This window comes from Peribacillus sp. QJM3NY_7, assembly GCF_056173225.1.
This window is the reverse complement of record NZ_CM149663.1, coordinates 1,266,778-1,282,315: the sequence shown is the minus strand read 5'-3', so window position 1 is coordinate 1,282,315 and position 15,538 is coordinate 1,266,778. Positions and strand designations below refer to the sequence as shown.

The following is a 15,538-nucleotide window of genomic DNA, read 5'->3' as shown; positions in this document are numbered from 1 at the left end:
TAGAAGAAAGGCAGAACCATTTGTAACATGGATACATTCCTTTATGGATGAAACAAAATGGTTTATGCTTTCACGGCCGTTTTATTGTAACCATGAAATCCATCGACGAATTGGAAATCCCTATCCGTCCGACCTGCAAGGATCGTATCTCGGAGCAGAATGCCTGCATCGGTCGTATTGTGGATGATTTCCCCCCACATTCTTGCACTCGTTTGAACATTAGCCGTACGTGGAATGCGTTCCTCCTGGTATTCCAAAAATGCCTGTTCAATGTCATTCCCATGCTTATGGAGCATATCAAACAAATAAGCTGCATCTTCTAAAGCCTGGCAAGCGCCTTGTGCCAAGTATTGAAGCATCGGATGTGCCGCATCGCCCATAAGCGTAATTCTTCCTTTTGTCCAATTATCAATTGGGAAACGGTCATACATCGGCCAACGGCGTTGTCTTTGAATGAATGAAATCGCATTCTGAACAAGCTCACAAGTTCCGGCAAATACACGGTCCATTTCTTCCGGTGTTCCCCATTGATCTGTTTTTTCGTTTTCTTCCGTATATTGAGAACTTTTGAAAACCACTACTTGGTTATAAAGTTCTCCCCTTCTAACCGGATATTGAACAAGATGAAGGTCTGGCCCAATCCACATGTATACATCATCTAAATCCCCATGGCTCGTAACCTCCTCCATCGGGATCGCTCCCCTGTATGCAACATATTGAGAGCAGACCGGCTGATCTTCCACAAAAAGTTTCCGTGCCTTGGACCATAATCCATCGGCTCCAATGACAGCAGCTCCTGAATGTTGGGACCCGTTGGCAGAAGTAACCGTCACTTCCCCTTCATACTCTACTGTCTCAATAATGGTTTGATTCGTGACCAGTTCGATATACGGGTTCTTTTCACAGGCTTCAGCCAATACTTTATGCAAATCGGAACGATGCAAAACAACATACGGAGCTCCATATCTTTCTTTATAAACATCACCTAAATCCAAAGCGGAAAGCTCTTTTCCGGAAAAGGCGTCCATCAGCACCAATCTTTTTGGAAATACTGCAATATCATTGATTTTATCCATGACACCTAAACGCTGCAATACGTTGGTGGCATTTGCTGCAAGCTGAATCCCTGCACCAATTTCCCCAAATTCGGGAGCTTGTTCCAGGACTTTTACATACTGTTTTGTTTCTGCGATTCCTAAAGCAGTTGCCAATCCGCCAATTCCCCCACCGATAACGATGAATGGTTTTTTTTCTGTGTTCATCATCAATTCCCCCTATATTAGTTGCTTTTAGCCAAAGTTGCGGATCTACCACAGTAAGCGTTTTCATTCGAATGGCATTCATCTATTCACTAGTATCTCAGCTGAAGGTTCCAAACCGATTATTTTCAAACCAAAACAGGCTTGAATTCACTTTCAACCTTTTGGTACCCATTGTTTGTGTCTAATGCTTGTTGCTGTTCCAAATCGAATCTTTCCATTATTGGTAGGTCGTTTACCGAGAATAAGTAAGAATCAGCTTCTGCAACGTGCTCATGCCATGCCCAATTCGGAACGACGAAATAATCTCCCTTGGACCAGTCAAAACGCACTCCATTAATGACCGTATATCCTGATCCTTGGTGCACTTGATAAATCGTGGAATGGGTATGGCGATGGGCTTTCGTATGGAAACCTTTAGGAAGTTTCTGCATCCATGCCCCCATCGTCGGATTGGCCGTCTGGCCATTTGATGGATTGATATATTCCACGGCAAAACCTTCATATGGATCCGGTTCGAAATTCATCAATCCTTCTATCGCTGCTTTGGTGCCTTTCCACTTGTAGTTGGCAAGCGGTGCCACTTGTGAATAACGGTCGGATACTGGACGAACCATTCCGCCTTGATAACGGAGCTCTGAAAAATTATCCGGCCGCTTAGGCGTTTCAATCCGATCTGGATATGGTTCAAAGAAAGTGCCGCCTATGGAATAGATGGTTGGGATATCAAGGGCATCCATCCAAATCATTGGTTTTTCCCCAACATGGCCATGACCATGCCATAAGTTTTTAGGCGTGATCAAAAAATCGCCTTCTTCCATGAAGATCCTTTCTCCCTGCACGATGGAGTAGGCACCTTCACCATCCGTAATGAAACGAAGTGCACTTTGGGAATGACGGTGGGAAGGGGCCACTTCACCTGGCAACAGTAGCTGGACCGCTGCATAAAGCGTTTGTGTTGTCGAAGCCCATCCCCAAGGCTGGCGATAAGTAAGGCCAGGGTTTTGAAAATAAATCGCCCTGCGCTCCCCGCCTCGGTCAGGTGTGAAGATTTCAGCCGCTTCCATCAATTTTTTTGTCAAAAGCTCTTCTTTCCATAAATAAGCATGCGCATGAGGTTTAGGTTCATGGTCCATCAGAGCGGGAATGGCTTCCCACAGCGGCCCAAGGTTATACTGCTGAATATCCTTTGTAAAATCTTTTACGATTGTACTATTCATGTATTCCGATTTTTCAGCCATATTAATCCCTACTTTCTTTTTTATCTTGCCTCACTGGATTTTAGAAAGATTTCGCTTAATTTGATCATAGTGTCCTGAAACATGCTCATCGATGAAGTGATCGACTATATAAGAAACTGGTTTATTTCCGAATTTAGCGAAATTCCGGTGTGGCGATTCTTTTGATAGTGTTTCTTCATCTAAATTCCCGAGACCGCTCTCCACTTTATATTTAAGCTCCTCCACTTGCTTCATGACATCATCCACAGCAAGTTTGTCAGTATCGGTAACCGCCGCCAATCGGGCTGGATCTTGCAATCCACGCCCCCATTCGGCTCCAGGCATCGCTATTACAGTTTCCACTTCACCTAACCAATAAGGAATGGCTTCAGCTAAATGGGAAAGTATCTGCATGATCGACCATTCATCCTCTGCCGGTTTAAATCGGATCGTTTCTTCCGGTAGGTTTGCCGTTGTCTCAAGAATATGGTCGATGGATTGTTGCACTGATTGGATTGATGTCCCGATTTCCTGATAAGCCATTTTATTCTCCCTCCCCGACACGTCTCACACGGTTTTCAAGATAACCTATTTTGTCGATTTCGATTTTGACAACGTCACCATCTTTCAAGAACACTTGTGGATCACGGGCTACTCCTACCCCACCCGGTGTTCCTGTTAGTACGATGTCACCTGGTTCAAGAGTCATTAAGTTCGATAAGAATTCAACTAGATACTTCACATCGAATACGAAGTTGGATGTATTGGTTTTTTGGCGTTCTTCACCATTTACCGTTAATCGGACATTCAAGCCCGATGGATCGGACAGTTCATCGGAAGTGACTAACCAAGGCCCCATCGGAGCACTTCCTTCAACCGTTTTCCCTTGTAGCCACTCAAGTGTACGCCGTTGGATATCACGGTAAGTGACATCATTCGCAATTGTATAACCAGCTACATAATCAAGAGCATCTTCTTTTGAAACATTACGTGCCCTTTGTCCGACAACAAAAGCGAATTCCGCTTCATAATCCAGTTGTTCCGAGATTGGGAAAAACGGTATATCATCCTGGGGACCGATAACTGTATTGGCGAACTTTGCGAATACTACAGGGAATGGCGGCAGTTCACGGCCCATTTCAGCAATGTGTTCACGGTAATTATGGCCGACACAAATAATTTTGCTTGGCTTTTGGACAGGGGCCTCAAGCTTTATATTTTCAATTTCATGTACCAATTGATGTCTGAAGGAATCACGATTGTTAATAGCGTAGTCCGCAGCCTTTTGCGCGATGGAAAGGCTTTCATTCCCTCCCTGTAAAAACTCCTCCATTGTTGTAGGGACATAAGCGTCAGCAATTTGTTCACTGCGAAGTTTCCCTTCGCTTTCAAGAAGCGCTTGATAGGCATAGTTCAAGTCAACGACTACATTTTCCGGGTAAATTGCACCGATGCGTTTAAATCCTTGACTGCTGAACGTTACTAATTTCATATTCATTCTCCTTTATTAATCTGGATTTTTTTAAAACCTCTTTTTTGATGCCAACATCCTAATTCTGCTGGATTTGCTTCGCAAACCAGAATTTGAATGGCGTACACCTTATCTATTTCACTTATAGATAACATTGTTCACTATTTATATAAATGATAACTTAATTTTCGGAATACTGTCAAGAAAGTATTGCAAATTTTTGTGCAAATGTTATCATCTACACCATTATCAGTACTGCGGAATCAAAAAGTTCGTTATTCATTTAATAGGAACGTATATTGATAGCTTCAAGCATCCGGCGGTTTTTCTATTGATTTTCATGTATATTTTACATATTCTGATATACTAGACCTAAATTAAAATAGATTAGGGAGATTGATTTATGGAAATCGTAAAATCCGGTTCGACGATTCAATCATTACAAATAGGGATGAGCATCATAGATTTACTTGCTTCCCACAGAACTCCTTTAAGATTCTCTGATATTCAGGAATTAACGGAGATAACGAAAAGTAACCTCTATAAGTATTTGAATACTTTGACTCAACTTGAGTTACTATATCGCGATAAGACAACCGGTATGTATCACCTTGGGAGCAAATTGATTCAATACGGAATGGCAGCGATAGGAAATGAGGATATAACGAGCAGAATAACTCCTTATTTACAGGAAATCAGTCACCATACTTCCTGCACGGTCCTATTTTCCGTTTGGACATATGATGGACCAATCACGGCAAAAATATGGAATTCCAATCAAAACTTAAACATAGGGGCACAGTTAGGTACACGACTTCCGCCATCATCCTCTTCCGGAAAGGTATTCACTGTATTTCAGGATCCTTCCTTGACAGCGGAATGGATTGAAAAAGATCGTAATGTTACGGGCTCGTTCCTTAATGAAACGAATGAATATGATGAAATTCGGACATACAAAATAGCTTTTGCCAAAGAGCCACTTGTACCATCCGTTTCCTCCATGTCCATTCCGGTTTTTAATTATAATTCGGAATTGTTGGGAGCAATCACTGCCGTTGGGTTCACCGAAAACATTCCTGATCATTATGAAGATCCTTTAAGTGTCTATTTAAGGAAAAGCTGTTTGGAAATCTCGAATATATTCGGTTATTCCGGTGAATAGAAAAAAAGCAGGAAGAAGGATGGCGACCATTCCTTTTTCCTGCTTTTTGATGTTTCATGGCTTCCGCTTATAGGTCCATATCCGATTATGATTGGATGTTTCAGGAAAAGAATCCCCTGCATCCAGCTTTACCATTTTCGGATTCACTACCGTGCTGCCCGTTTCACCGATTTCTACGTAGGTCCCATTATTCGGTGCCTTCTGACCTGGCTTAAATTGACGATTTTGCCCCATAGATTTCACCCCTTTACATGCTTTCCCTGTTATTATTACCAGGTTCCTACCTTTCATGTCAGAAAAATTTGGAACATACAGGAAATTCGGCTGAATTAAAAAGCGTCTGTTCTCTGAGCAGACGTCTTTTTAAGTTTTTAAAAATTGACCGCCGATTGGAACGTAGGGCACTCGCTTTCCGGGGCGGTCCGCCCTCGGCGCCATTGCGACTGCGGGGTCTCCCTTGGACGCGCTTTTCCCGCAGGAATCTCGAACACCAGCTCCAATCAACTTTGTTTTAACATTAAGGATAGAGCCTTTTACCTGCAGTCTTTTTTGTTTTAATATAGATGGATTAAAACTCGAGGTATAGGGATGCTTTTCTAACCATGGTTCTATTTTAGCGAGATCAATTTGAAATGATTACTTCAGATCAACTGGTACCATAGAACCATTTATTTCGTAAAATGAAGGCAACAATTAGTGTCTTTTTCATTTAAACTTGATCGAGATATGTTTTAGAGGTAGGGTGCCCAAGTATTTATCCAGTTATTATTCTCTAACTGCTACAAATAAAATCAAAAAGGTTTCGGAATGAGACCATTCCGAAACCTTTTTTTCTACAAACTGAGTGACTGCTCTCTTAAGTAAGCTTTTTTGGTTAAGACATTAAGTCCACCAGGACCGCCTTTTGGGCATGAAGGCGATTTCCGGCTTGGTGAAAAACGACGGAATTAGGACCATCGATGACTTCAGCCGTAACCTCTTCCTCCCGATGTGCAGGCAGGCAATGCATGAATAAATAATCTTCTTTAGCAAATTTTACTAGCTCACCATTAATTTGATAATCTTTAAAAGCTTCTAAGCGAATACCATTCTCGATTTCCTGCCCCATGGAAGTCCAAACATCCGAATAGACGATATCCGCATCTTTTATGGCCTCCGAAGCTGAGGTTGTCACCAAAATTTCACTGCCAGTCTCTTCTGCCACTTTTTTAGCATAGGCGACGACCTTTTCATCAGGTTTGTAGGCGTCAGGACACCCAATGGAAAAATCCATTCCCATTTTTGCACAGCCTACCATCAATGAATTTGCAACATTATTGCCATCACCGATATAACTCATCTTCAAGCCTTTTAACTGCCCTTTTATCTCGATGATCGTCAAGAAGTCTGCAAGTACCTGACAAGGATGTGCAAGATCTGTTAACCCATTGATGACTGGGATAGAAGCATTTTCTGACAATTCCAGGATTTTTTCATGCTCGAAGGTACGAATCATGATGCCATCAATGTATTCAGAAAGAACTTTTGCAGTATCGGAAATCGTTTCACCACGTCCAATTTGCAAGTCATTGCCACTTAGGAACAAAGCGTGCCCGCCAAGTTGCATCATGCCCACTTCAAAAGAAACACGGGTACGGGTAGACGATTTTTCAAAGATCATCCCCAGCGTTTTCCCTTTTAAAGGCGTATATTCTTCACCTGCTTGCAATTTGCCTTTAATGGTCTGCGCTAGCTTTAACAAATCTGCAATTGCCGTTGGTGTGGACTCTTTCATGGTCAAAAAATCTTTTCCATTTAAAATCTTCGCTTGTGTCGGTGCCGTCATTGAACTCATACGTGTGACACTCCTTTCGAATATGGTATAAGCCATTCCTGAAGCGAGGTAACCCCTGGATCGGCATTCTCCACCGATTGCAGATAGGCCTTGAACGTCTCTTCTTCCGTAAAAGCAAGCAGTCGGTATTTCGCTGCAAGTAACCTTAGCTGCTTATCTTCCTCCGTTGTTCCATATGCCAAAACGACCGCCGCATTTCCTTCATTTAACCATTCATCAAAATCTGAATTCCCCAATGTCAAACCTGCTTCTTTGATTTGCACTAACAGGTCTTCACTTAATTGAACTGATTCTGATTGATAAACGCCTGTGGTATGATTAGCTTTTTGAGCATGGAACACTTTTGTCAATGCTTCATTTACCGTTTCCCCGATGGCGATTCCTTCACCTGTTGATTTCATTTCCGGACCTACCTTCGAATCAAGTCCGCTTAGTGCAAAAGTAGAGAATACGGGATATTTGACAACTGCATATGGAATTTCATCCATTAAGCCCGTTTTTTCGAAAGCATTCGACAATGAATATTTCCCAAGCAATATTTTTGTCGCTATTTGCACCAAAGCTACATCGGTCACTTTACTGATGATTGGAATTGTTCGACTTGCACGAGGATTCACTTCCAATACGTATACACTATTTCCTTCGATCACGAATTGGATGTTCATAAGACCTTTATAACCAAGTTCACTAACTAGTTTTTTAGCATAAAGAGTCATTTTATCTTTAATATCATCCGTTAAGGATTGAGCTGGCAATAAGGCCATGCTATCTCCTGAATGGACGCCTGCTTTTTCTATATGTTCGGCAATGATGGGAATATAAACATCATTTCCATCAGCAATCAAATCGATTTCGGCTTCCTTCCCTGGAATATAGGAATCGATCAACACGGGATAGACTAGTGCCGTTCCATTAGCCATTCTATTCAACAAGCTTTCTTTGGAGCCGATGATTTCCATTCCCTGGCCGCCAATTACATAGGATGGGCGTAAGAGTACCGGAAAGCCGATGGCCTCTGCCCGGGAAATTAATTGTTCTTCTCCATTAGCCATTGAACCTGGTACATGGGGGATATCCAGTTTTTGAAGAAGCTGATAAAAACGATCACGATCTTCTAATTGATCAAGTGTATCGAAGGATGTCCCCAACAAATTGACACCGTATTCTTCCAGGCCTTTAGCAAGGTTTATCGCAGTCTGCCCGCCAAATTGGACGATAACATCTTTTATGTCTTCCGCTTCTATCACATTAAGAACATATTCAAGGGTCAACGGTTCGAAATAAAGGCGATCTGCTGTCGCAAAATCCGTGCTTACCGTTTCCGGATTATTATTGATCATGATCGTTTCAACATTTTCATCCTGGAGTGCATAAACACCGTGAACTGAACAGTAATCAAACTCTATTCCCTGCCCGATGCGGATCGGGCCGCTGCCAATCATCAAGACTTTCTTTTTATCCGTTTTTTGCTGTTCGTTCTCACCAAAATATGTTGAATAGTGATAGTTTGTATGTGATTCGAACTCGGCTGCACATGTATCAACCGTTTTGTAGACCGCCGTAACACTTAGTGATTTCCTGTGTGCTCTCACTTCCATCTCATTTACTTTCCATACGGAAGCAAGATAGCGGTCTGAAAAGCCCTTTTCCTTGTATGACTGAAGTTCTTCCCTTGTTACATGATCGATTGCCTTAGCTTCAATCTCCATTTCGCTTTGAATCAATGAAGCAAAGGATTTAAGGAAGAAATAATCTATGGCTGTCGCTTCATGAATTTCTTCAATCGTCACGCCTTTTCTAAGCATTTCAAAAATGACAAAGATTCGTTCATCCGATTTTTCGGCAAGCTTTCCCCAAAGTTCAGGAACGGTTTTATTTTTCAGTGATGATAGCTGCAGCCCAATCGTTTTCAATTCCAAAGAATCGACGGCCTTTTGGACTCCCCCCTCAAAGCTGCGGTGTAAAGCCATGACTTCACCAGTTGCCTTCATCTGTGTTCCCAATTTGCGGTCGGCGGTCGTGAATTTATCGAATGGCCACCTCGGGAACTTCACCGCTACATAGTCAAGCGCAGGTTCGAAGCTTGAATATGTGCTTTTCGTTACAGGATTGATGAGCTCCGATAAATCGTAGCCGACAGCGAGCTTTGCCGCTATGCGGGCTATGGGATAACCTGTTGCTTTTGAGGCTAGTGCCGATGAACGGCTGACGCGCGGGTTCACTTCTATTAAATAATATTGCTTGCTATTCGGATCAAGTGCAAATTGAATGTTACATCCGCCTATGATCCCTAAAGCAGAGATGATTTTAATGGATGCGGCACGCAGCATCTGAAACTCATCGTCCGATAAAGTCTGTGATGGTGCCACGACGATCGAATCACCTGTATGGATCCCTACCGGATCGATATTTTCCATATTACAGATAGTGATGCACGTATTGTTGCCATCTCGCATAACCTCATATTCGACTTCCTTAAAACCAGCTATGCTTCTTTCAATCAAGCATTGTGTAATTGGACTTTCTTGCAGTCCGCCCCGTACAAGTTCCTTAAAGGTTTCCGGTGAATCGGCAATACCGCCGCCAGTTCCGCCGAGTGTATAAGCGGGACGAACGATGATGGGGAAACCGATTTTGTCGGCAAAAGCCAGCGCTTCATCAAGAGTATGGACAATCGTACTGTCGGGAACGGGTTCACCTATTTCAAACATCAACTCACGGAACAGCTCACGATCCTCCCCTTTTTTGATGGAGTCGATCGGAGTTCCCAATAATTTGACCTTATATTTTTCAAGTATTCCAGCATCATCCAACTGATAAGCTAGGTTCAATCCTGTTTGACCGCCTAATGTAGCTAGCAGGCCATCCGGCTTTTCTTTGGAAATGATCTTTTCCAGTACATCAACCGTTAAAGGTTCGAAATAAACAGCATCCGCATTCATATCATCAGTCATGATCGTTGCCGGATTGTTATTGACCAGTATGACTTTATACCCTTCTTCCTTTAAAGCGAGGCAGGCCTGTGTACCTGCATAATCGAATTCGGCGGCCTGCCCGATGACAATCGGCCCCGAACCAATCACTAAAATGGTCTGTATCGTGTCGTCCTTAGGCATAAGCTTTTTCTCTCCCGCTATAATCATTTATCATTTGTAAAAAGTCTTTGAATAGTAATGAACTCTCGATAGGTCCTGGATTTGCCTCTGGGTGGTACTGGGTAGTGAAGATTGGCAAGTCTTCATGCATGAGTCCCTCAACCGTGTTATCATTCACGTTTCTGAATCTCACTTGAAGCGATGTTCCTTGCAAGCTCGGTTCATCAACCTCATAACTATGATTCTGCGAACTCATATACACCTGTTTCGTTTTCAAATCGACCACGGGCTGATTCGCACCACGATGTCCAAACAGCATTTTTTTTGTATTTCCACCTAAGGCAAGGGCCGTTAATTGATGACCGAGGCAGATGCCCATCGTTGGAAAACTCGTAATGATCTTTTTTATGTTTCCTAAAAGGTATTCAAGCTGTTTTGGATCCCCAGGCCCATTTGAAAGCAAAATTCCATCTGGCTTCAAGTCCTTGATTTGCTCGAATTCCGTATCGAATGGTACGACAGAGACTCGGCAGCCTTGAGCGACCAATGAATCCAAGATTGATTTTTTATAACCGAAATCCATCATCACAACGTGCTTGCCGCCTTCACCAAATTTCTCGACAACCTTTGTGGATACCTCAGCTACATGTGCTGATAAACCATTCAGGCTGGGTACGACAGTGTATTTTTCATCAGCTGTGATGACTGCCTGCATGGAACCTTCCTGTCTTATATTCTTAACGACCGCTCTTGTGTCCACATGGCTTAAAAGAGGAATGTTCCACTTGTCTAAATATTCACCAATTGAATATTTAGCCTGATAATGGGAATGGCTCATATTTCCTTCATATACAATTACACCGGCAACATGCGGCTTTTTACTTTCAAAATCATGTTCATTGATTCCGTAATTTCCGATTAGTGGGTATGTGAAGATGACAATCTGGTCCTTATATGAAGGATCTGTCAACACTTCTTGATATCCGGTCATTCCTGTAAAAAAGACAATCTCTCCAGCGATTGTTTTTTCAGTCGATGTAGTCAGCAGTTCCCCTTCAAAGACGGAACCATTCTCTAAATGTAGATAGCTTTTCATGATTTTCACCTCTTTAGATGATGTATATTTATATATACAATAGCATAATTATTCATTTTATTCTATAAAAATTCAATTAATTTAGACAGTTTGTTTTATTGCCAATACTTTTTTAATTTTATTTATCGCCGTATCGATCTCCGATTCGGAAACAGTCAAGGATGGAAGTAAACGAAGTACTTTAGGACCTGCACTCAATACAAGTAAGCCCTCTTCTTGCAATTCCATTAAAAACACTTGAACATCTTGTTTACATTCAATTCCGACCATCATTCCCAGACCGCGAATCTCTTTCACTTCTTCGATGCCTTTCAATGCTTTTGCCAATTCGCTCTCAAGGTATTCCGCCTTTTTAACGGTTTCTTTTAAAAACCCTGATTGAAAAATTTCCTTTAATACAGCTTCGGCTGCTGAGACACTAACTGGATTCCCTCCAAAAGTGGATCCATGACTTCCAGGGTCAAAGAATACAGATAACTCTTCCTTCCCAATCATCGCCCCGATTGGCAGGCCATTTCCCAAGCCCTTTGCCGAAGTGATGATGTCCGGCAGGATATTGAAATGCTGGAATGCAAATGGCTTTCCTGTACGTCCTATCCCAGTCTGAATTTCATCTATGATAAGGAGAGCCCCGTGTTCTTGGCATTTAGTTTGAATCGCGTCCAGATATGATTGCTGTACAACATGGATGCCGCCTTCTCCTTGAACGATTTCAATCATTACAGCTGCCGTATTTTCATCGATGGCCGCTTTCATGGCATCTTGATCATTAAATGGGACATATTCGAACGAAGCTAGCATCGGTCCGAAACCAGTCTTGATTTTTTCCTGTCCCGTTGCAGCCATCGTTGCAAACGTACGGCCATGGAAAGACTGCTGACACGTGACAATCTTGCTTTTCCCGGTAGCTTTACGTGCTAGTTTGATGGCCGCCTCATTCGCCTCGGCACCGCTGTTGGCAAAGAACACCTGACTTAAACCAGAGGCATCAGCCAGCATTTTTGCTGTCCGTTCCTGTATGGAACTTTGAAACATGTTCGATACATGCCAATATTTATTAAGTTGTTCCGTCACGGCCATTTTTACCAACTCATGACAATGTCCAAGATTCAAAACCCCGATTCCGGATGTGAAATCCAGATATTCTTTACCTGTTTCACTCGTAATCTTCAATCCTGACGCTTTTCTTGGCTCAATGTCCCACCTAGCGTATGTAGGAAATAAAGAACTCATTGTAATACCCCTTCTTCCTGAAGAAATTTTGTACCGATGAATTGTCCGCCTTGATAAAAATGATCTTTCCCACTAACGATCATCACTTCTTCAATCCCTTTATTCAGCACCGACAAGGCTGTATTGACTTTCGGGATCATTCCGCCATGGATACTTCCATCCATGATCAAATTCTTCGTTTCCGTTTCATTCAATTTCTCAATGATCTGCCCATTCTTCAAGACCCCTTGAACATCGGTCACAAATAAACACATGTCAGCCGATAGTGCCTTAGCTACAAACCCGGCAGCCATATCGGCATTCACATTTAGTTTATTGCCCTCTTCGGTAGATGAGATGGGCGTCAATACCGGACAATAGCCATTTTCGAATAAAAGTCCGAATAATTCCGTATTGACTTGTTTTATTTCACCAACAGCCCCAAGTTTCTGTTCATCGATATAATCACCTGTGAGAATCCCGCCGTCCGAGCCATTTAAACCGACTGCCTTGATGCCATGGGCTTCCAATTTATGAACGAGGCTGCGGTTCGATTTTCCTGCCAGCATAAGTTCCACAATTTCCAGCACTTCTGTGGTCGTTTTTCTTAACCCATCTTCAAATACTGGTTCAATTTCAAATTTTTCAAGCATTGAATTTATATCAGGGCCGCCCCCATGCACAAAGACAATATGGTATCCGCGGTTTTGTAACTCTTTAATACTATTGAAAAACGACTCCGATAACTCATTGATGATGCTGCCGCCGCACTTTATGACTAATATGTTCATACTTTTCACCTCTTACGAACGATAGCTTCCGTTTATTTTCACATAATCATAGGTTAAATCGCAGCCCCATGCCGTGCCTGATTCATTACCATCTTTCAAATAAACATGAATGATGATACTTTCATTTTCCAAGTATGCTTTGGCTTCTTCCTCAGAAAACATAATCGGCTCACCGTCTTTAAGTACGACGATATCACCAAAAACGATTGTTGTTTGATCCGGATTGAATCCCACTCCGCTTCTTCCCATTGCAGCTATGATTCGTCCCCAGTTTGCATCCGCTCCAAAAGCTGCCGTTTTCACAAGATTTGAACCGACGATCGTCTTCGCCATCATCTGTGAATCTTGTTTCGTATGCATGCCATGAACATTCACTTCTATCAGTTTAGTCGCACCTTCTCCGTCTTTCGCAATTTGTTTGGCGAGGTTTTCGGAAGTTTGTTTTAATAATTCCAGGAAGATGGACCATTCTGGATGGTCAGGTGTCAAAGGTTCATTGTTCGCTTCTCCATTCGCGAGCACTAACACCATGTCGTTCGTTGAACAGTCGCCATCAACCGTGATTTGATTGAATGTATCATTGGTAATCGAGGATAATGCTTGCTGTAAATCATGCGGTTCAATGACGGCATCCGTCGTAATGAAACCTAGCATTGTGGCCATGTTCGGATGAATCATTCCCGAACCCTTGGCAGCACCGCCCATTTTCACGGTTTTACCGTCGATGATTGTTTCATAACCACAACTCTTCGTTACAATATCCGTTGTTAAAATGGCGGTACCGAAAGCTTCAGCAGCTTCAGGTGTATTTTCTGGCTGCAATGCCTCTATGCCGTTTCTTACTTTCTCCATTTCCATGAATTCCCCAATGACTCCCGTTGAAGCCACTGCAAATGAATGGTCCTCCAAACCGAACTTTTGAGCCGCAAGCTTCCTCATTTCATTTGCATCTTTTAAACCTTGTTCACCTGTACAAGCATTCGCACAAGCACTATTCACTACAATGCCGTGAAGTTTTCCAGTAACGGCAATACTGTCTTTCGTTACATTGATTGGAGCGGCTTGAACGACATTTTGTGTATAAACGGCCGCGGCTGATGCTGGGACATCGGTAAAAATGATGCCAACGTCCTTTTTAGAATAGCGTAATCCTGCATGGACACCTGACGCTTTGAACCCTTGGGGCATTAAAATGTTTCCTTTTTGAATTTGTTTAATTTCTTCAACTGGCTGTAGTGTATTCATTGGTTCCCTCCATAGTTTACGGATATAACGGACTGTTCCATAGTCCTGCCGTTTCTTCTAGTCCCATTAATATATTTGCATTTTGAATGGCCTGCCCTGCGGCACCCTTCACTAAATTATCAATAACCGAAACCACCGTTACCTTACCTGTTCTTTCATCATAATCGACGCCAATGTCGCAAAAGTTCGATCCGTATACTTGTTTCGTGGATGGAAAGCGATCAAGGGGCTGTACCCGGACAAATGGGTGTCTCTCGTAAACCGTTTCGTACAAATCCTTTAATTCAACATTTGAGGTTTCCCGATTTACCTTTATATACATCGTTGCCATAATCCCTCTTGTCATTGGGACAAGATGGGTATTGAAGGAAATGGGCTGTAAACCTGATGACCATCGCCCAAGCTGTTGCTCGATTTCCGGTATGTGTTGATGTTGATTCACCTTATATATCTTAAAGTTCTCATTCATTTCACTAAAATGGGTGACTGCGGAAGGTGATTTACCCGCCCCTGAAACCCCGGATTTTGCATCGATGATCACATCGGCATCCGCTCCGGCCAATCCTTCAGTGAATAAAGGGGCAAGACCTAATAGTGATGCGGTTGGGTAGCACCCAGGATTTGCAATGATCTTCGCTTTTTTTATAGCTCCGGCATTCCATTCAGCCAATCCGTATACGGCTTCTTCAATAATATGCTGAGGCGCTGCCGGCTTTTTATACCAGTTTTCGTATTCACCTGGAGTTTGAAGCCTAAGGTCTCCTGATAGGTCGATCACTTTAATGTTGAGGTCAGAAAATTCCGAAATCAATTGCGATGAAACGCCCGAAGGAGTTGCAAGAAATACAATATCTGATTTTTTTGCAATCGCTTCCGGGTCGATTTCTTCTAATGTATCTTTCATATGCATTAAATGTGCATTTTCTTCATATAAATTTCGACCAAATTGGGATGAAGTATGCAATGATTTTATTTTAAATTGCGGATGATTATTCAAAAACCTTATTAGTTCCATTCCTCCATAACCCGTTGCACCTACTATTGATACGTTCATAAAACCATCTCCTATAATTTCAGGTCCCTCTGTCAATCTTTGATTCTATTATTATAAGACTGAATAAAAATAAAATCAAATGTATTTTTATAAAATTAT

The 15,538-nt window shown here is 42.3% G+C and carries 13 protein-coding genes; 1 reads left to right on the top strand and 12 read right to left on the bottom strand.

Annotated features, from left to right (window positions below; genetic code table 11):
* Window positions 1-62 precede the first annotated feature (62 nt).
* The 4 genes from AC0VX1_RS06160 to AC0VX1_RS06145 all read right to left on the bottom strand — a co-directional run bounded on the left by AC0VX1_RS06160 (window position 63) and on the right by AC0VX1_RS06145 (window position 3,971).
* A complete protein-coding gene (locus tag AC0VX1_RS06160) occupies window positions 63-1,262 on the bottom strand; it encodes an FAD-dependent monooxygenase (protein ID WP_475470399.1) in 1,200 nt (399 codons plus the stop codon).
* 125 nt (window positions 1,263-1,387) lie between these two features.
* A complete protein-coding gene (locus tag AC0VX1_RS06155) occupies window positions 1,388-2,500 on the bottom strand; it encodes a cupin domain-containing protein (RefSeq protein ID WP_057275854.1) in 1,113 nt (370 codons plus the stop codon).
* A 30-nt stretch (window positions 2,501-2,530) separates the two neighbouring features.
* Complete coding sequence (locus AC0VX1_RS06150) at window positions 2,531-3,022, bottom strand: DinB family protein (RefSeq protein ID WP_057275853.1); 492 nt, start codon at window positions 3,020-3,022, stop codon at window positions 2,531-2,533.
* Window position 3,023: 1 nt separating this feature from the next.
* A complete protein-coding gene (locus AC0VX1_RS06145; RefSeq protein ID WP_475470397.1) occupies window positions 3,024-3,971 on the bottom strand; it encodes a fumarylacetoacetate hydrolase family protein in 948 nt (315 codons plus the stop codon).
* A gap of 382 nt (window positions 3,972-4,353) precedes the next feature.
* Here AC0VX1_RS06145 and AC0VX1_RS06140 point away from each other — a divergent pair, with 382 nt between their 5' ends.
* Window positions 4,354-5,112 (top strand): IclR family transcriptional regulator, encoded by a 759-nt coding sequence (locus AC0VX1_RS06140; protein WP_413009441.1) that lies wholly within the window; start codon window positions 4,354-4,356, stop codon window positions 5,110-5,112.
* A 54-nt stretch (window positions 5,113-5,166) separates the two neighbouring features.
* Here AC0VX1_RS06140 and AC0VX1_RS06135 read toward each other — a convergent pair whose 3' ends face one another.
* The 8 genes from AC0VX1_RS06135 to argC form a co-directional block, all read right to left on the bottom strand.
* Entirely contained in the window at window positions 5,167-5,346 is a 180-nt protein-coding gene (locus AC0VX1_RS06135) for a YjzC family protein (protein ID WP_034314546.1), read from the bottom strand.
* Between the two features lie 640 nt (window positions 5,347-5,986).
* The gene (argF, locus tag AC0VX1_RS06130) at window positions 5,987-6,946 is read right to left on the bottom strand and encodes an ornithine carbamoyltransferase (RefSeq protein WP_239860536.1); all 960 of its coding nucleotides are present in this window, start codon (window positions 6,944-6,946) and stop codon (window positions 5,987-5,989) included.
* Window positions 6,943-10,062, bottom strand: coding sequence for a carbamoyl phosphate synthase large subunit (locus AC0VX1_RS06125; protein WP_413009439.1), 3,120 nt, complete (start codon window positions 10,060-10,062; stop codon window positions 6,943-6,945). The genes argF and AC0VX1_RS06125 overlap by 4 nt, the downstream gene beginning before the upstream one ends.
* Entirely contained in the window at window positions 10,055-11,137 is a 1,083-nt protein-coding gene (locus AC0VX1_RS06120) for a carbamoyl phosphate synthase small subunit (protein WP_063591832.1), read from the bottom strand. Before AC0VX1_RS06120 ends, AC0VX1_RS06125 begins: the two co-directional genes overlap by 8 nt.
* Before the next feature lie 81 nt (window positions 11,138-11,218).
* Window positions 11,219-12,370: an acetylornithine transaminase gene (locus AC0VX1_RS06115; protein ID WP_098185150.1), complete on the bottom strand. Its 1,152-nt coding sequence runs from the start codon at window positions 12,368-12,370 to the stop codon at window positions 11,219-11,221.
* Window positions 12,367-13,140 carry an acetylglutamate kinase gene (gene argB, locus AC0VX1_RS06110; RefSeq protein ID WP_475470392.1) on the bottom strand — a complete coding sequence of 258 codons (774 nt, stop codon included), beginning with the start codon at window positions 13,138-13,140 and terminating at the stop codon, window positions 12,367-12,369. Before argB ends, AC0VX1_RS06115 begins: the two co-directional genes overlap by 4 nt.
* 12 nt (window positions 13,141-13,152) lie before the next feature.
* Window positions 13,153-14,385 (bottom strand): bifunctional ornithine acetyltransferase/N-acetylglutamate synthase, encoded by a 1,233-nt coding sequence (gene argJ, locus AC0VX1_RS06105; RefSeq protein ID WP_475470390.1) that lies wholly within the window; start codon window positions 14,383-14,385, stop codon window positions 13,153-13,155.
* Window positions 14,386-14,401: 16 nt separating this feature from the next.
* The gene (gene argC / locus AC0VX1_RS06100; RefSeq protein ID WP_475470388.1) at window positions 14,402-15,439 is read right to left on the bottom strand and encodes an N-acetyl-gamma-glutamyl-phosphate reductase; all 1,038 of its coding nucleotides are present in this window, start codon (window positions 15,437-15,439) and stop codon (window positions 14,402-14,404) included.
* Window positions 15,440-15,538: the final 99 nt, after the last annotated feature.